We start from the raw sequence: 17,917 nt of genomic DNA, 5'->3' as shown, positions 1-17,917 counted from the left end.
CCACGAACTGATCGTTCCCACGCTCTGCGTGGGAATGCCTCAATGGACGCTCCGCGTCCGCTTTTGATGTGACGCGGAGCGTCACGGGCTGCATTCCCACGCGGAGCGTGGGAACGATCATAGACCCCGAGGTCTTTGGGAGCTCCACCATGTTGAACACCCTTCTTCCAATCCTGTTGTTCGCAGCCACCGGACTTGCTGTCCTGGGCGCGTTGCGGCGGGTGGCTATGTGGCGCCGAGGTCGAGCTTCGAAAGTCGACCTGATCGGCGGCCTGTTCGCCATGCCCAAGCGCTACATGGTCGACTTGCACCATGTCGTCGCGCGGGACAAATACATCGCCAACACTCACGTCGCTACGGCGGGTGGTGCGGTGGCGTCGATGGTGCTGGCGATACTGGTCCACGGTTTCGGCCTGCACAGTCGCACTCTCGGTGTTGCCCTGCTGATTGCTTCGGCGGTGATGTTCGTCGGTGCGATTTTCATGTTTCTGCGTCGTCGCAACCCACCGGCTCGCCTGTCCAAAGGGCCATGGATGCGCCTGCCGAAAAGCCTGTTGGCGTTCTCTGCGAGCTTCTTCCTGTTGACCCTGCCGGTGGCAGGCATCCTTCCGGAAAACTTCGGTGGCTGGGTGCTGGCTGCGATCCTCGGCGTCGGTGTGCTGTGGGGCGTTAGCGAACTGTTCTTCGGCATGACCTGGGGCGGGCCGATGAAGCACGCCTTCGCCGGTGCCCTGCACCTGGCCTGGCACCGTCGCGCCGAGCGTTTTGGCGGCGGTCGTTCCACCGGTTTGAAACCGCTGGACCTGAACGATCCGACCGCGCCACTGGGCGTGGAGAAACCCAAGGATTTCACCTGGAACCAACTGCTCGGCTTCGACGCCTGCGTGCAGTGCGGTAAATGCGAAGCCGCGTGCCCGGCGTTCGCCGCCGGCCAGCCGCTGAACCCGAAAAAACTGATTCAGGACATGGTGGTCGGCCTCGCCGGAGGCACTGATGCCAAGTTCGCTGGCAGCCCCTATCCTGGGAAGCCAATCGGCGAGCACGCCGGCAACCCGCATCAACCGATCGTCAACGGTCTGGTGGATGCTGAAACCTTGTGGTCCTGCACCACCTGTCGCGCCTGCGTCGAGGAGTGCCCGATGATGATCGAGCACGTCGATGCCATCGTCGACATGCGCCGTCACCTGACCCTGGAAAAAGGCGCCACCCCGAACAAAGGCGCCGAAGTCCTCGAAAACCTGATTGCCACCGACAACCCTGGCGGTTTCGCCCCGGGCGGGCGGATGAACTGGGCGGCGGATTTGAACCTGAACCTGCTCAGCGAGAAGAAATCTGTCGACGTGCTGTTCTGGGTCGGCGACGGCGCCTTCGACATGCGCAACCAGCGCACCTTGCGTGCCTTCGTCAAAGTGCTGAAAGCGGCCAAGGTCGACTTCGCCGTGCTGGGCCTCGAAGAACGCGACAGCGGTGACGTGGCCCGACGCCTGGGCGATGAAGCGACGTTCCAGTTGTTGGCCAAACGCAACATCCAGACCCTGGCCAAGTACAGCTTCAACCGTATCGTCACCTGCGACCCGCACAGCTTCCACGTGTTGAAAAACGAGTACGGCGACTTCGACGGCAACTACCTCGTGCAGCACCACAGCACCTACATGGCCGAAATCATCGGCGCTGGCGCCCTGAATCTCGGCCAGCACAAAGGCAGCAGCGTGACCTATCACGACCCGTGCTACCTCGGCCGTTACAACGGCGAATACGAGGCACCGCGTGAGGTACTGCGCGCTCTCGGGATCGAGATCAAGGAAATGCAACGCTCCGGTTTCCGCTCGCGCTGCTGCGGCGGTGGCGGCGGTGCGCCGATTACCGACATTCCGGGCAAGCAACGGATCCCCGACATGCGCATGGAAGACATCCGCGAAACCGGCGTCGAACTGGTGGCCGTGGGTTGTCCACAATGCACTGCGATGCTCGAAGGCGTGGTCGAACCGCGACCGCTGATCAAGGACATCGCCGAACTGGTGGCGGACGCGTTGCTTGAAGACGCTGCGCCTAAGCCGACCACACCGGCCCAACGTGAACCTGCGGAGGCCCACTGATGAGCGACATTATCCGCCGCGACCCACGCGCCGAATGGATCGCCCGCAACCGTCTGCACCCGCTGCACGCGGCCATGCAACCGGCGCAGCACAGCTGGATGGGGCCTAATGGCGTCATCCGCAAGAATCCCCATGGCATCGGTTTTATCGGCCCCAACGGCATCAAACGGATCGACCGCAGCGGCGCTCAACAGGGCGGTGCGAGCAAACGTTCGGCCGCGGTTGAAGTGCAATTGCCGCTGCATCAAGTGCCTGCACCTGCGTTTTACATCAGCGTGGTGCCGGACATGGTCGGCGGCCGCTTGAGCAGTCACGACCGCGACTTGCTCGGTCTGGCTCATCAGTTGGCCGGCAAGGACGGCGCGGTGTTGGCCGTGGTCTTCGGCGAACACAAAGAGAATGCCTTCGCCACCGCGGGCGTCGATCGCTTGCTGGTGCTGGATGGCGATGAATTCAGCGGTTATGCACCGGAACAAAGAGTCCAGGGCCTGCGGGCTGTGGATAACCAGTTCAGCCCACGTCACTGGTTGCTGCCGGACAGCCGCAGTGGCGGTGGCGAACTCGGTCGACGCTTTGCCGCTGCACTGGGCGAACGCCCGGCCACGCGGGTCTGGCAGGTCAAGGATCAGGAATGCATCGGCCGCGCCGGCGCTGGGTTGCAGGACCTTGCACGCCCGGTTGCCCGCTTGATTCTGGCCGCCGTCGAATGCGCCGAACCGGTCAGCGAAACCCGTCACGAAGCCTTGCCGGTGGAGTTATCCACAACGGTGGCGCGCAGTCTCTCGCGCATCGAGGATTTGGGCGCAGTGGCAGTGGACCCGGCGGCGATTCCGATGGCCGAAGCCGAATTCATCTTCTCCGGCGGCAACGGTGTCAAGGACTGGGGACTTTTCCACAGGACCGCCGAAGCATTGGGCGCTACCGAAGGCGCGTCCCGGGTGGCAGTGGACGACGGCTTCATGGCGCGCGACCGTCAGGTCGGTGCGTCCGGCACCTGGGTTACCGCAAGGGTCTACGTGGCGGTGGGGATTTCCGGGGCGATCCAGCACCTGCAAGGCATCGGTGCCTGCGACAAGGTGGTGGCGATCAACCTCGATCCTGGCTGCGACATGATCAAACGGGCCGACCTGTCGGTGATCGGCGAGAGCGCCGAGATTCTTCAAGCCTTGATCGATGCGGTAGAGGCTTACCGCAATGAAGCCAAGCGCGATGCGGCTTAAGGAAAGGAAAGGGTCATGAGCACAAAAATCATCAGCCTGGTGTCCATCGGCGCCCACCCGACTTCCGGCCGGCCACGTCGCGCTGAGCAGGATGCGCGAGCCGTGGAGCTGGGCCTGCAGCTGGTTGGGGATAACTTGCAAGTGCTGCATGCCGGCGACGTCGCAGAACCTGCATTGCGCGCGTATCTGGGCATGGGCCTGGAACAGTTGCATGTGCTTGAACAACCTTCAGGCGCCGATGCACTGCCGGCATTGTCCGCGTATTTACGCGATGCCGGGGCTCAGGTCGTGCTGACCGGCAGCCAGGCGGAAACCGGCGAAGGCTCGGGCATGTTGCCGTTTTTACTGGCGGAAAATCTGGGCTGGCCGCTGGTCGTAGGGCTGGCTCAAGTTGAATCCATCGATGGCGGTTCGGCGCTGGTGCTGCAAGCCTTGCCACGTGGTCAACGCCGTCGTCTGAAAGTGCGGCTACCGTTTCTCGCCACTGTGGATAACGCTGCGCCGAAACCTCGGCAGAGTGCTTACGGCCCGGCCCGACGCGGGGTGTTGCAGGCGGATGAAGTCGAAGTGATCGACGATGAACTGCTGGCGGTCGCCACCCTGCAACCGGCCAAGCCACGACCTAAACGCTTGAAGGTGATCAAGGCCAAGAGTGGCGCGGACCGGATGAAAGCCGCGACGGCCAAGGCCAGCGGCGGGGGTGGGCAGGTGCTGAAAGGGTTGAGTGCGGAGGCTGGGGCTGAAGCGATTCTCAAGTTGTTGATTGAGGAAGGCGTAGTTCGCTAACGGTCCTGTGGAGTCAGCTAAATGGCAGTTGAATTTCGTTCGGCCCTGCGCGCGGATGCGCGGGAGATTGCTCGTTTGTTTCAGATTTCATCAGAAGGCGCTGCGGATTACATCTGGAGCCAGCTAGCGCAGCCCGGCCAGGACTTGCTGGATGTGGGCGCCAGTCGGTACGCCCGTGAAGACGTGGATTTTTCCTGGCAGAACTGCCTCATTGCCGAGGCAGGGGGAAATGTCATTGGCATGATGCACTGCTACGTGATGCGTCACGATCCGCTGGCGGCCCCCGTGACCGATCCGGTCCTGGCGCCGTATGCCAGGATGGAAATTCCCGACACCCTCTATATCTCCAGTCTGGCGCTTCATGAAGGCTGGCGAAATCAGGGCCTGGGCAAGCAGTTCCTCGCCTACGCCTATGACCGAGCCAGCCAGCTTGGGCTCAATGGCTTGAGCTTGATCGACTACGCCGTGAACACCGGCGCCCGCCGGTTCTACGAGCGACATGGCTTCCGTGTCGTCGATACCTGCCAGATCACACCGCACCCGATGATTCGGGTCACGGGTGAGGCCTATCTGATGTATCGGCCTTAAGGCACGAACCCAATCCCTGTGGGAGCTTCTGTGGATAACATGCTCGCCCTTCGCTAGACCCCATACAAATCAAGCCCTGCAATCCTTCGTACAAAAAACAACCAGCCTAACCTGCGGTTTTTTCACGCTTTTTCCAGAGGATAACTTTTCACGCGAGCCAATACTTGCCCCCATTCTCTGTTAGCGTATCTGTGGATAAGATGTTCGCTGTCCGCTACAGGCCATATAAAACGGGCTTATCAGGCGAGTGATCAGAAAACGATCAAATCATCGTTTTAGATCGATAAACCGCGCGAAAACCCCGGTTTATCGCGGCCTTCAACGGTTTTCCACAGATCCATCGAAGTTGCCCCCAAAGTCTGTTGGCGCTTCTGTGGATAAGGTGTTCGCCATCCTCTGCAGGCCACGTAATTCGTGCCTTACAGGCTTTCGATCAAAAAACAACCAATCGCAGTTCAAAACCCTGCTTCTGGATAAGTCACGGATTTTCTTCGGTTTCTGTGTAGAAATTTTTCGCTGTAAACCGAGTTGTCCCCATTTGCTGTGGGTGAAGGTGTGGATAACTTGTTCGCGAACCGCTACAGCCCCACACCCGTGGCAGCTCTAAAGCAATTGATCGAAATTTGAACAATAAAAAACCGCGAAACATGTTCGCGGTTTTTGTCTCAGCGGGATCGGTCAGCCTTGAACCGGCACGCCTTTGAGGTAAGGCGCAGGTTCAGCCCCAAGGTTGTTCAGCAAACGCTCGCTGTACCAATCCACAAAGTTCACCACGCCAAACTCATAGGTCTTGGAATAAGGCCCTGGCTGGTAAGCGGTGGAGTTGATGCCGCGCTGGTTCTCTTCAGCCAGGCGACGGTCCTGGTCGTTGGTCGCATCCCACACCTTGCGCATGTGTTCCACGTCGTAATCCACACCTTCGACCGCATCCTTGTGCACGATCCACTTGGTGGTGACCATGGTTTCCTGCGCGCTGATCGGCCACACGGTGAAGACGATGATGTGATCGCCCATGCAGTGGTTCCAGGAGTGCGGCAGGTGCAGGATGCGCATTGAGCCCAAGTCCGGGTTCTTGATCCGGCCCATCAGTTTGGCGCAGCCCTGTTTGCCGTCCAGGGTCATCGACACGGTGCCTTTGAGCAGCGGCATGCGCACGATGCGGTTACGCAGGCCGAAACTGGCGTGGGCGTAAGGAATCTTCTCGGCTTCCCAGGCAGCGGCGGAGGCGGCGACGTGGTCCTTGAAGGCTTGGTCAGCGCGCGGGTCGGTAACGTCGTCCCATTCCAGCAAGGTTTTCAGCAGTTCCGGGTGCGATGCGTTGCAGTGGTAGCACTCGCGGTTGTTTTCCAGCACCAGTTTCCAGTTGGCTTTTTCGAACAAGGTGGTCTGGATCGCCACCTTGGTGTTCTCCATGTCGTACGGTTCCATGTAATGGTTCAGCGTCGACAGGAAGTCATCAATGGCCGGCGGATTCTCCGACAGGCTGATGAAGATGTAACCGCCGGCAGTCTTCACGTTCACCGGTTTGAGGCCGTACTGCTTCATGTCGAAGTCGGCGCCCATCTCGGTGCCGGCGAACAGCAGGCGACCGTCCAGTTCGTAGGTCCACTGGTGGTAGTGGCAAACCAGTTTGGCGACCTTGCCTTTTTCGCTGGTGCACAACCGCGAACCGCGGTGACGGCAGACGTTGTGGAACGCATGCACGACACCTTCGGCGCCGCGAATCACGATGATCGGGTTCTTGCCGACTTGCAGGGTCAGGTAATTGCCCTTGGTCGGGATCTCGCAGGTCATGCCGGCGATCAACCACTCTTTCGAGAAGATTTCCTGCATGTCGATTTCGAACAGCCGCTCGTCAGAGTAAAACGGCTGCGGCAGCGAGAAAGTGCGTTCGCGCTCTTGCAGCATTTGTGCGGTGGCCTTGCGTGCGGGTTCCAGCGGATCGCCCAGACTGATTTTTGCGGTGACGTCCATCGATTTGATCCTCAAGGCCATTCTGTGTGGCCGGCGAAATAGTGGCTGATACGGTTTGCTACGCAAGGGTGTAAAGAAAACGTCTTTGTGTGGGGCCGAGTGTGGGGCCGGCGCACGCCAGAACCTTATCCATGGGCGACATGGCCCAATCTGTTCCCGACGCGCAACCCCCGGTAGTTATGGGCTGGTCGCGATAAGTATGTGAATGTCGCAGATAGGTAAATGGGTGGTTCGCGCGTTACGCAGAATTGCCAACATAAGGCCGAGCATCGGCGGTGGAGAACAGCATGTCCAACAGCTTCCTGAATCCGGTAACCACCCAGACCTGGGCCAATGGTCGGCACATCGTCCGTTGCGTCAAAGTCATCCAGGAAACCTGGGATGTGCGCACCTTCTGCTTTATGGCTGACCAGCCGATTTTGTTCTTCTTTAAACCGGGGCAGTTTGTCACCCTGGAGCTGGAGATCGAAGGCGTGCCGATCATGCGCTCCTACACCATTTCCAGCTCGCCGTCGGTGCCGTACAGCTTTTCGGTGACGATCAAGCGCGTACCGGGCGGCAAGGTTTCGAACTGGCTGCACGATACCCTGCATGAAGGCCAGGAGCTGGCCGTGCACGGGCCGGTCGGGCTGTTCAACGCCATGGACTTCACTGCGCCGAAGGTGCTGTACCTCAGCGGGGGCGTCGGTATCACGCCCGTCATGTCGATGGCTCGCTGGTTCTATGACACCAACGGCAACGTCGACATGGTGTTTATCCACAGCGCCCGTTCGCCGAAAGACATCATTTACCACCGCGAACTGGAACACATGGCGTCGCGGATCGATAACTTCAGCCTGCACCTGATCTGCGAGAAGCATGGTCTGGGCGAGCCGTGGGCCGGGTATCGCGGTTACCTGAACCACAAGATGCTCGAATTGATGGCGCCGGACTTCCTTGAGCGCGAAGTTTTCTGCTGCGGCCCGACGCCGTACATGACCGCGGTCAAGCGCATGCTGGAATCGGTCGGCTTCGACATGTCGCGTTATCACGAGGAATCCTTCGGTGCTACACCACCGGAAGCCCGTGCCGATGCGGTGGAGCAAGCAGAAATAGCAGCAGACGCACCGGACATCGACGTGGCGGACCTGCATCAAGTGGAATTCACCGCGTCCGGCAAGAGCATTCGCGTTGCACCGGGTGAAACCGTGCATGCGGCGGCGGCCAAGCTGGGTCTGTTGATTCCGAAGGCCTGTGGGATGGGGATCTGCGGGACGTGCAAGGTGATGAAGCTGGGTGGGGATGTCGAAATGGATCACAACGGCGGGATCACCGAGGAAGATGAAGCTGAAGGGTTCATTCTTTCGTGCTGCAGCGTGCCGAAGGGTGATGTGCGGATCGAGTTTTAAGCCTTTGTTGTCCCATCCCGATATCGGGATGGGATCGCTTTCGTTTAGTCGACAAACAGATCCGGCATCAGTGTGTCGGTTGTATCCGGTGCAAATCGATACTGTTCAAAATCCGTCACTCCGTGTTCACCCAGAATTTCCTCATCGATCATTAAGCGACCGGTAATGCTGCGAGCGCTGCTGTCCAGAATGAGATGAGCTGCATCCGCCATGATCGCAGGCGTGCGCGCATGCTTGAAGGACTCGCGTGACCCGAGTTGAAACTCGATGGCGGCGGTCGCAATCATCGTCTGCGGCCACAATGAATTGACGCTGATGCCGTAGTTCTTGAATTCCTCGCTCATGCCCAAGGTCAGCATGCTCATGCCGTACTTGGTCACGGTGTACGGGCTGTACTGGGCGAACCACTTGGTGGCCAGGTTCAGCGGCGGAGACAGGTTAAGGATGTGGCCGCTGGTTTTTTTCAAGTAGGGCAGGGCGGCCTGACTGCACAGCAGCACGGCGCGGGTGTTGATTTGGTGCATCAGGTCGAAGCGCTTGAGTTCGATGTGCTGGACTCCGGTCAACTTGATTGCCCCGGCGTTGTTGATCAGTGCATCAATGGCGCCGAAATGTTCATGGGCCTGGGCCAGGGCCTCACGCACCGCGACTTCATCACGCACATCCACCTGCAAGGCCAGCGCTTGGCCGCCGGCCGCTTCAACTTCCTTCGCCACGCTGAAAATCGTACCCGGCAGTTTGGGATGAGGCTCGGCGCTTTTGGCAGCAATCACAATGTTGGCCCCATCCCGCGCGGCCCGCAGTGCGATCTCGCGACCAATTCCGCGACTGGCGCCGGTAATGAACAGGGTTTTACCTTTCAATGACATGCGTGCGCTCCTGATTATTGTTATCTGAGCGGATCGAAGCAGCTCGCAGTCAATGTAGACTAACTCCCCGAAACTGATCGTTCCCACGCTCTGCGTGGGAATGCCTCTCGGGACGCTCCGCGTTCCTGCTTCACCGCCTGCGTGGAGCCGAGCACCGTTGTGACGCAGAGCGTCACGGGCTGCATTCCCACGCGGAGCGTGGGAACGATCAGTTGGGAGAGGCGCCTCAATACCAGCGCTGAATCTCGATCAGTCCTTCCATGCCCGCGTAATTTCGGGCGCTTGAATACCTCCAGTGCTCCGGCAAATCCACATAACCGCGTTTTACGGGGTTGTAGTGGATGTAATCCAGCTTCTGGCGCATCACCGCTTCGCTGTACACCATTTCCGCATGCGAACCTTCCTGCCATAGCTGATACACCCGGTCCTGCTTGTGCGCGCGTTTGCTGAAACGCAGACGCTGCAACGCGCGTTCGGCGCCTTTGCTTTGCAGGTCGTCGAGGATTTGTCGGGCGGTGAAGGATTTGAATTGGCTGAGGCATTTGCTTAGGTCTGGAGCCTCGGCAACGAAGTGGAGATGGTTCTCCAGGACCACATAGCCATACAGCTTTAGATCTCGATGGGATTGCTGATAGCGCCAGCAATTGAGCAGGTGGTCGACGATGTAGGGGCGGATGAATAGCGGAAGCCATTCCATGAGGGTGCAGGTCAGGAAGTGGGGTTTGTCGGGTTCGGTGATGGTGTAGCGGCTTCGGCCCATGGGTGCATTCCTTTGCGCGGGAATGACTAGGGTGGGCGCCGTAGTGTGATGGGGCTAGCAGACAGCGACGCGGAGCGAGTGGGAAATTGCGACACGCCCGTAATGATCGTTCCCACGCTCTGCGTGGGAATGCAGCCCGTGACGCTCTGCGTCACAACAGTGTCCGACTCTACATCGGCGGTGAAGCAGGAACGCGGAGCGTCCCGAGAGGCATTCCCACGCGGAGCGTGGGAACGATCATGTGGGAGATTAGCGGGACATGACTTCGCGAATATCCGCCGCCAATTCCCGTACGCGTTCTTCTTCGGTGTCCCACGAGCACATGAAGCGTGCGCCGCCGTTGCCGATGAAGGTGTAGAAGCGCCAGCCCTTGGCCGTCAGTGCGGCGATCGCCGGTTCCGACAGTTGCAGGAACACGCCGTTGGCCTGCACCGGGAACATCAGTTCCACGCCTGGAATATCGCTCACCAGTTCCGCCAGCAACTGCGCGCAGTGGTTGGCGTGTTTGGCGTATTTGAGCCAGGCGTCGTTTTCCAGAATCCCGACCCAAGGCGCGGAGAGGAAACGCATCTTCGAGGCCAGTTGCCCGGCCTGTTTGCAGCGGTAGTCGAAGTCTTCGGCGAGTGTGTGGTTGAAGAACAGAATCGCTTCCCCGACGGCCATGCCGTTTTTCGTGCCGCCGAAGCACAACACGTCGACGCCGGCCTTCCACGTCAGATCTGCCGGTGAGCAGCCGAGGAATGCACAGGCATTGGAGAACCGCGCGCCGTCCATGTGCAGGTTCAGGCCCAGCTCTTTGCACGTGGCGCTGATGGCGCGGATTTCTTCCGGGGTGTAGACGCTGCCGACTTCGGTGGCCTGGGTCAGGGTGACTACGCGCGGTTTCGGGTAGTGGATGTCCTGGCGCTTGAGCGCGATTTCGCGGATCGATTCCGGGGTCAGCTTGCCGTTTTCAGTGCGGGCGACGAGCAGCTTGGAACCGTTGGAAAAGAATTCCGGTGCGCCGCATTCGTCGGTTTCGACGTGGGCGGTTTCCGAGCAGATCACGCTGTGGTAACTCTGGCACAGCGACGACAGGGCCAAGGAGTTGGCGGCGGTGCCGTTGAAGGCGAAGAATACTTCGCAGTCGGTTTCGAACAGTTTGCGGAAATCGTCGGACGCGCGTGCGGTCCACTCGTCGTCGCCATAGGCGCGTTGGTGGCCGTGGTTGGCCTGTTCCATGGCAGCCCAGGCTTCAGGGCAGATACCGGAATAGTTGTCGCTGGCGAATTGTTGGCTCTTATCGGTCATGGCCGGCTTCCGTGGTCGAAACTCTTATGGTGAAGAGCATTCGTGGTCAATGATGGTGCGCACTTTACCCAAGATCGTCAGGAGAGCACACGCGATGATGCTGTCAGAAAAATACAAAGACGCCGGGCAATTATGCACATGACGCAAAGGGATGGGGCACTGGACCTGCTCAAGTGGCTGGCGCTGTTGAGTATGGTGCTTGATCACCTGCGATATGTCGGTTATTCCGTCGATATTCTGTATGTTCCGGGCAGGCTGGCCTTTCCGTGGTTCTGTCTGGCGATGGCCGCAAACCTGGCGCGGCCCCGCGCGGTGACGACCGACGGCCAGTGGCGTTATCTGGGCTGGTTGCTGCTGTTTAGCGCTATCAGCGAAATTCCCTACCGGATGTACATTCCTAATCCCGACACCTTGAACGTGCTGCCCACGTTGGCGCTGGGTTTGTTGGTGGCGCGTGGCTGGCAGTACAAGACGCTGCAGTCGCGACTGCTCGCGGTCGGCGCTCTGACGCTGGCGGCGCTGTTCCCGGAGCGACTGATGTTCGGTTTCTTCGGCGTCCTGCTGCCGCTTGCATTGTTGCTGGTGATGAAACGGCCTTGGTACTTTAGCCTGCTGCCGGGGCTGGTCTGCCTGGCGGCCAATCAATGGGAAGTGCAGTTTTACTCCGCCAGATTCGGCAACAGTGCAGCCATCCTCGGCATCGCCACTTGTCTGATCGCGCCACTGGCCGGCTTGTTTTTGTTGCGCCATGCCGGTCGGCTCAACCCTCCGCCGCCGATGCGTCGCTGGGCGTACGCGCTCTATCCCGTGCATTTCCTGCTGTTGCTGGCCCTGCGCGAAGGGTTGGCGCGGTTGTCTGGTTGAGCTCATTTACCCCTGTGCACCAGCCCATGTCGTAAACGCACCTTTGCGTGGCGTCCATAGGCATTTGACCTGTCTGCGCCGGTCATACCATCGCATCCAAAGGGCACTGCCGAAAGGTACGTGCCTCACCGAGACGAATGGCGCACCGCCGCCGCTGGGAGAGACGCGATGTTCAGCAAGCAAGACCAGATCCAGGGTTACGACGATGCACTGCTGGCGGCGATGAATGCCGAGGAGCAACGCCAGGAAGATCACATCGAGCTGATCGCGTCCGAAAACTACACCAGCAAACGCGTCATGGAAGCGCAAGGCAGCGGCCTGACCAACAAATACGCCGAAGGCTATCCGGGCAAGCGCTACTACGGCGGCTGCGAGCACGTCGACAAGGTTGAAGCGCTGGCCATCGAACGCGCCAAGCAGCTGTTCGGCGCCGATTACGCCAACGTGCAGCCGCACTCCGGCAGCCAGGCCAACGCCGCGGTATTCCTTGCGCTGCTGCAGGCGGGCGACACCGTGTTGGGCATGAGCCTGGCCCACGGCGGTCACTTGACCCACGGCGCCAAGGTCAGCTTCTCCGGCAAGCTCTATAACGCTGTGCAGTACGGCATCGACACCGCCACCGGCCTGATCGATTACGACGAAGTCGAGCGCATGGCGGTCGAGCACAAGCCGAAAATGATCATCGCCGGGTTCTCCGCTTACTCCAAGACCCTGGACTTCCCGCGCTTTCGTCAGATCGCTGACAAAGTGGGTGCTTACCTGTTTGTCGACATGGCTCACGTTGCCGGTCTGGTCGCTGCCGGGCTGTACCCGAACCCGCTGCCGTACGCTGATGTGGTCACCACCACTACTCACAAAACCCTTCGCGGTCCTCGTGGCGGTCTGATCCTGGCCAAGGCCAACGAAGAGCTGGAAAAGAAATTCAACGCTGCCGTGTTCCCCGGTGGTCAGGGCGGCCCGCTGATGCACGTGATCGCCGGTAAGGCGGTGTGCTTCAAGGAAGCGTTGGAGCCTGGTTTCAAGGCCTATCAGCAACAAGTGATCGACAACGCCCAGGCCATGGCCAGCATCTTTATAAAACGCGGCTACGATGTAGTGTCCGGCGGGACTGACAACCACCTGTTCCTGGTCAGCCTGATCCGTCAGGGCCTCACCGGTAAAGAGGCGGATGCAGCACTGGGTCGCGCCCACATCACCGTGAACAAGAACGCTGTGCCGAACGATCCACAGTCGCCGTTCGTGACCTCCGGCCTGCGCATCGGCACCCCGGCAGTGACCACTCGCGGCTTCAAGGTGACCCAGTGCGTCACGCTGGCCGGCTGGATCTGCGACATCCTCGACAACCTCGGCGACGCCGATGTTGAAGCGAACGTCGCCCAGCAAGTGTCGGCCCTGTGCGCGGACTTCCCGGTTTATCGCTGAGCGCGGTTTTGGAGTAAATGACTATGCAACGCTACTCGGGCTTCGGCCTCTTCAAACACTCCCTCAGCCATCACGAAAACTGGCAGAAAATGTGGCGCACGCCGACCCCTAAAAAGGTCTATGACGTGGTCATCGTCGGCGGTGGCGGGCATGGTCTGGCGACCGCCTATTACCTGGCCAAGGAACACGGCATCACCAACGTGGCCGTGGTCGAGAAAGGCTGGCTGGGCGGCGGTAACACCGCGCGCAACACCACCATCGTTCGCTCCAACTACCTGTGGGATGAGTCGGCGCACCTGTACGAACACGCGATGAAATTGTGGGAAGGCCTGTCCCAGGACCTGAACTACAACGTGATGTTCTCCCAGCGCGGCGTTTACAACCTGTGCCACACCCTGCAGGACATTCGTGATTCCGAGCGTCGGGTCAGCGCCAACCGCCTCAACGGCGTGGACGGTGAACTGCTCGATGCCAAACAAGTGGCCGATGAGATTCCGTACCTCGACTGCTCGAAGAACACGCGCTACCCGGTGATGGGCGCCACCGTCCAGCGTCGCGGCGGCGTGGCCCGTCACGATGCCGTGGCGTGGGGCTTTGCCCGTGCTGCCGACGCACTGGGCGTGGATTTGATTCAACAGACCGAAGTGATCGGTTTCCGCAAGGAAAACGGCGTGTGCATCGGCGTTGAAACCAACAAAGGCTTCATCGGCGCCAAGCGCGTCGGTGTAGTGACGGCCGGTAACTCTGGGCACATGGCCAAACTTGCCGGTTTCCGTCTGCCGATCGAATCCCATCCGCTGCAAGCGCTGGTGTCCGAGCCGATCAAACCGATTATCGACAGCGTGATCATGTCCAACGCCGTACACGGTTACATCAGCCAGTCCGACAAGGGCGACCTGGTGATCGGCGCCGGCATCGACGGCTACAACGGCTACGGCCAGCGTGGTTCGTACCCGGTGATCGAGCACACTGTTCAGGCCATCGTCGAGATGTTCCCGGTCTTGTCCCGCGTACGCATGAACCGTCAGTGGGGCGGCATCGTCGATACCACGCCGGATGCGTGCCCGATCATTTCGAAAACACCTGTACCGAACATGTTCTTCAACTGCGGTTGGGGCACCGGTGGCTTCAAGGCAACACCTGGCTCGGGCAACGTCTTTGCCGCGAGCCTTGCCAAGGGTGAAATGCACCCATTGGCCGCACCTTTCTCCATCGACCGTTTCCACAACGGTGCGTTGATCGATGAACACGGCGCTGCTGCGGTTGCCCACTAACAGGAGAAATCCCCATGTTGCATATCTTCTGTCCTCACTGCGGCGAACTGCGCTCCGAAGAGGAATTCCATGCATCCGGCCAGGCGCACATCCCGCGCCCACTGGACCCAACTACCTGCACCGACGAGGAGTGGGGCGACTACATGTTCTTCCGCGATAACCCTCGCGGTCTGCACCACGAACTGTGGGATCACGTCGCCGGTTGCCGTCAGTACTTCAACGCCACCCGTGACACCGTGACCTACGAGATTCTCGAGACCTACAAGATCGGCGCCAAGCCGCAGTTCACCGACAAAACCGATAGCCCGAAAGCGGCCACGACGGCTCTGGGAGAGAAGGTATGAGCCAGATCAATCGCCTGTCCAACGGCGGACGGATCGACCGCAACAAAGTGCTGAGCTTCACCTTCAACGGCCAGACCTACAAAGGCTTTGAAGGTGATTCCCTGGCCGCTGCACTGCTGGCCAACGGCGTCGACATCATCGGCCGCAGCTTCAAGTATTCGCGTCCGCGCGGCATCTTTGCCGCCGGTGCTGAAGAGCCGAACGCCGTGCTGCAGATCGGCGCGACCGAAGCCACGCAGATCCCTAACGTACGCGCCACACAACAAGCGCTCTATCAAGGTCTGGTCGCCACCAGCACCAACGGCTGGCCGAGCGTGAACAACGACATGATGGGGATTCTCGGCAAGGTCGGCGGCAAGCTGATGCCGCCGGGCTTCTACTACAAAACCTTCATGTACCCGCAATCGTTCTGGATGACTTACGAGAAGTACATTCGTAAGGCAGCCGGTCTTGGCCGTTCGCCGACCGAGAACGATCCGGACACCTACGACTACATGAACCAGCACTGCGACGTGCTGATCGTCGGCGGTGGCCCCGCAGGCCTGGCCGCCGCACTGGCAGCAGCGCGCAGCGGTGCCCGCGTAATCCTCGCGGATGAACAGGAAGAGTTCGGCGGCAGCCTGCTCGATTCCCGCGAAAGCCTCGACGGCAAACCGGCTACCGAGTGGGTCGCCAGCGTCATCGCCGAACTCAAAGACACCCCGGACGTGCTGCTGTTGCCGCGCGCCACGGTCAACGGCTACCACGACCATAACTTCCTGACCATTCACGAGCGCCTCACCGATCACCTCGGCGACCGCGCACCGATTGGCCAGGTGCGTCAGCGCATCCACCGTGTTCGCGCCAAGCGTGTGGTGCTGGCGACCGGCGCTCACGAGCGTCCACTGGTTTACGGCAACAACGACGTGCCGGGCAACATGCTCGCTGGCGCTGTCTCGACTTACGTGCGTCGTTATGGCGTGGCACCGGGCAAGAAGCTTGTCCTGAGCACCAACAACGATCACGCCTACCGCGTTGCTCTGGACTGGCTCGACGCCAGTCTGCAAGTCGTGGCCATCGCCGATGCCCGCAGCAATCCGCGCGGTGCGCTGGTGGAAGAAGCACGCGCCAAAGGCATCCGCATCCTGACCGGCAGCGCCGTGATCGAGGCGCGTGGCAGCAAGCACGTGACCGCCGCTCGCGTTGCCGCGATTGACGTAAAAGCGCACGCCGTGACCAGTCCTGGTGAGTGGCTCGAATGCGACCTGGTTGCCAGTTCCGGCGGTTACAGCCCGGTGGTTCACTTGGCTTCGCACCTGGGCGGCAAGCCGATCTGGCGTGAAGACATCCTCGGTTTCGTACCGGGCGAAGCACCGCAGAAACGCGTGTGCGTGGGTGGCATCAACGGCGTCTACGGCCTCGGTGATTCCCTGGCCGATGGCTTTGAAGGCGGCGCTCGCGCAGCCAGCGAAGCCGGTTTCAGCGTGGTCGAAGGCACCTTGCCGAAAGCCCTGAGCCGTCTGGAAGAACCGACTCTGGCGTTGTTCCAGGTGCCGCACGAAAAAGGCACGACACGCGGACCGAAGCAATTCGTCGATCTGCAGAACGACGTCACTGCGGCCGGCATCGAATTGGCGACCCGCGAAGGCTTCGAGTCGGTCGAACACGTCAAACGCTACACCGCACTGGGCTTTGGTACTGACCAGGGCAAGCTCGGCAACGTCAACGGTCTGGCCATCGCCGCCCGTTCGCTGAACGTGACCATCCCGCAGATGGGCACCACCATGTTCCGTCCGAACTACACGCCGGTGACCTTCGGCGCCGTGGCCGGCCGTCACTGTGGGCACATCTTCGAGCCGGTTCGTTTCACCGCGCTGCATCATTGGCACGTGAAGAACGGCGCCGAGTTCGAAGACGTCGGTCAGTGGAAACGTCCTTGGTACTTCCCGAAAAACGGTGAAGACCTGCATACCGCCGTGAAACGCGAATGCAAAGCCGTGCGCGACAGCGTCGGCCTGCTGGACGCTTCGACCCTGGGTAAGATCGACATTCAGGGCCCGGATGCGCGTGAGTTCCTCAACCGCATCTACACCAACGCCTGGACCAAGCTCGACGTGGGCAAGGCGCGTTATGGCCTGATGTGCAAAGAAGATGGCATGGTCTTCGACGACGGCGTCACCGCTTGCCTCGCCGACAACCATTTCGTCATGACCACCACCACAGGCGGCGCGGCACGCGTGCTGCAATGGCTGGAAATCTACTCCCAGACCGAATGGCCAGACCTGAAGGTGTACTTCACTTCCGTGACTGACCACTGGGCAACCATGACCTTGTCCGGGCCGAACAGCCGCAAGCTGCTCAGCGCAGTCACCGACATCGATCTGACCAACGAAGCGTTCCCGTTCATGACCTGGAAAGAAGGTCTGGTTGGCGGTGTGCCGGCGCGGGTGTTCCGTATTTCGTTTACCGGTGAGTTGTCGTACGAAGTCAACGTGCAAGCCGACTATGCGATGGGCGTGCTGGAAAAAATTGTTGATGCTGGCAAGCAGTACAACCTGACGCCATATGGCACTGAAACCATGCACGTTCTGCGGGCCGAGAAGGGCTTCATCATCGTCGGTCAGGACACTGACAGCTCGATGACTCCAGACGACCTGAACATGGGCTGGTGCGTCGGTCGCACTAAACCTTTCTCATGGATCGGCCAGCGTGGCATGAACCGTGAAGACTGCGTGCGTGATCAGCGCAAACAGTTGGTCGGCCTGAAGCCGATCGATCCGACCAAATGGCTGCCGGAAGGCGCGCAACTGGTGTTCAACACCAAGCAAGCGATTCCGATGACGATGGTCGGCCACGTGACGTCCAGCTACCTGCACAACTCCCTCGGCTATTCGTTTGCCATGGGTGTGGTGAAGGGCGGCTTGAAGCGGATCGGTGAGCGCGTGTTCGCACCGCTGGCGGATGGCAGCGTGATCGAGGCGGAAATCGTTTCTTCGGTGTTCTTCGATCCGAAAGGCGATCGCCAGAACATTTAAGTCGATCGCTCCCGCGCCTGGCGCGGGA

The 17,917-nt window shown here is 60.2% G+C and carries 14 protein-coding genes; 10 read left to right on the top strand and 4 right to left on the bottom strand.

Going from position 1 to position 17,917, the window contains the following annotated elements; translation table 11 throughout:
• Window positions 1–149: 149 nt before the first annotated feature.
• From dgcB to ACYZTU_RS26840, 4 genes are read left to right on the top strand one after another with little or no spacing between them, the layout of a single operon-like run.
• Entirely contained in the window at window positions 150–2,096 is a 1,947-nt protein-coding gene (gene dgcB / locus ACYZTU_RS26855; RefSeq protein ID WP_461966789.1) for a dimethylglycine demethylation protein DgcB, read from the top strand.
• Window positions 2,096–3,316 (top strand): electron transfer flavoprotein subunit alpha, encoded by a 1,221-nt coding sequence (etfA, locus tag ACYZTU_RS26850; protein ID WP_461966787.1) that lies wholly within the window; start codon window positions 2,096–2,098, stop codon window positions 3,314–3,316. Before dgcB ends, etfA begins: the two co-directional genes overlap by 1 nt.
• 15 nt (window positions 3,317–3,331) lie before the next feature.
• Entirely contained in the window at window positions 3,332–4,102 is a 771-nt protein-coding gene (gene etfB / locus ACYZTU_RS26845) for an electron transfer flavoprotein subunit beta (protein ID WP_461966785.1), read from the top strand.
• A 21-nt stretch (window positions 4,103–4,123) separates the two neighbouring features.
• Window positions 4,124–4,690 carry a GNAT family N-acetyltransferase gene (locus ACYZTU_RS26840; RefSeq protein ID WP_461966783.1) on the top strand — a complete coding sequence of 189 codons (567 nt, stop codon included), beginning with the start codon at window positions 4,124–4,126 and terminating at the stop codon, window positions 4,688–4,690.
• Between the two features lie 678 nt (window positions 4,691–5,368).
• Here ACYZTU_RS26840 and gbcA read toward each other — a convergent pair.
• Window positions 5,369–6,664 carry a glycine-betaine demethylase subunit GbcA gene (gene gbcA, locus ACYZTU_RS26835; protein WP_461966781.1) on the bottom strand — a complete coding sequence of 432 codons (1,296 nt, stop codon included), beginning with the start codon at window positions 6,662–6,664 and terminating at the stop codon, window positions 5,369–5,371.
• Between the two features lie 287 nt (window positions 6,665–6,951).
• Between gbcA and gbcB the strand changes: the two genes are divergently transcribed.
• Window positions 6,952–8,052: a glycine-betaine demethylase subunit GbcB gene (gene gbcB / locus ACYZTU_RS26830; protein WP_461966779.1), complete on the top strand. Its 1,101-nt coding sequence runs from the start codon at window positions 6,952–6,954 to the stop codon at window positions 8,050–8,052.
• 44 nt (window positions 8,053–8,096) lie between these two features.
• Here the strand turns inward: gbcB and ACYZTU_RS26825 are convergent, their stop codons facing one another.
• The 3 genes from ACYZTU_RS26825 to ACYZTU_RS26815 form a co-directional block, all read right to left on the bottom strand.
• Window positions 8,097–8,921 carry an SDR family oxidoreductase gene (locus ACYZTU_RS26825; RefSeq protein WP_461966777.1) on the bottom strand — a complete coding sequence of 275 codons (825 nt, stop codon included), beginning with the start codon at window positions 8,919–8,921 and terminating at the stop codon, window positions 8,097–8,099.
• Between the two features lie 226 nt (window positions 8,922–9,147).
• On the bottom strand, window positions 9,148–9,681 hold the full coding sequence (locus tag ACYZTU_RS26820; RefSeq protein ID WP_449646446.1) for an REP-associated tyrosine transposase: 534 nt from the start codon (window positions 9,679–9,681) through the stop codon (window positions 9,148–9,150).
• A gap of 249 nt (window positions 9,682–9,930) precedes the next feature.
• On the bottom strand, window positions 9,931–10,971 hold the full coding sequence (locus tag ACYZTU_RS26815) for a threonine aldolase family protein (RefSeq protein WP_461966776.1): 1,041 nt from the start codon (window positions 10,969–10,971) through the stop codon (window positions 9,931–9,933).
• A 132-nt stretch (window positions 10,972–11,103) separates the two neighbouring features.
• Here ACYZTU_RS26815 and ACYZTU_RS26810 point away from each other — a divergent pair, with 132 nt between their 5' ends.
• From ACYZTU_RS26810 to ACYZTU_RS26790, 5 genes are all read left to right on the top strand, one after another.
• Entirely contained in the window at window positions 11,104–11,835 is a 732-nt protein-coding gene (locus tag ACYZTU_RS26810; protein WP_461966774.1) for a TraX family protein, read from the top strand.
• A gap of 168 nt (window positions 11,836–12,003) precedes the next feature.
• A complete protein-coding gene (gene glyA, locus ACYZTU_RS26805; RefSeq protein ID WP_461966772.1) occupies window positions 12,004–13,257 on the top strand; it encodes a serine hydroxymethyltransferase in 1,254 nt (417 codons plus the stop codon).
• A 23-nt stretch (window positions 13,258–13,280) separates the two neighbouring features.
• Window positions 13,281–14,531 carry a sarcosine oxidase subunit beta gene (locus ACYZTU_RS26800; RefSeq protein ID WP_038981138.1) on the top strand — a complete coding sequence of 417 codons (1,251 nt, stop codon included), beginning with the start codon at window positions 13,281–13,283 and terminating at the stop codon, window positions 14,529–14,531.
• A 14-nt stretch (window positions 14,532–14,545) separates the two neighbouring features.
• Window positions 14,546–14,875 (top strand): sarcosine oxidase subunit delta, encoded by a 330-nt coding sequence (locus ACYZTU_RS26795; protein WP_131060659.1) that lies wholly within the window; start codon window positions 14,546–14,548, stop codon window positions 14,873–14,875.
• The gene (locus ACYZTU_RS26790; protein ID WP_461966770.1) at window positions 14,872–17,889 is read left to right on the top strand and encodes a sarcosine oxidase subunit alpha; all 3,018 of its coding nucleotides are present in this window, start codon (window positions 14,872–14,874) and stop codon (window positions 17,887–17,889) included. Before ACYZTU_RS26795 ends, ACYZTU_RS26790 begins: the two co-directional genes overlap by 4 nt.
• Window positions 17,890–17,917 lie beyond the last annotated feature (28 nt).

This window comes from Pseudomonas sp. HLT2-19-2, from assembly GCF_054898005.1.
This window is presented reverse-complemented; position numbering and strand designations above follow the sequence as displayed.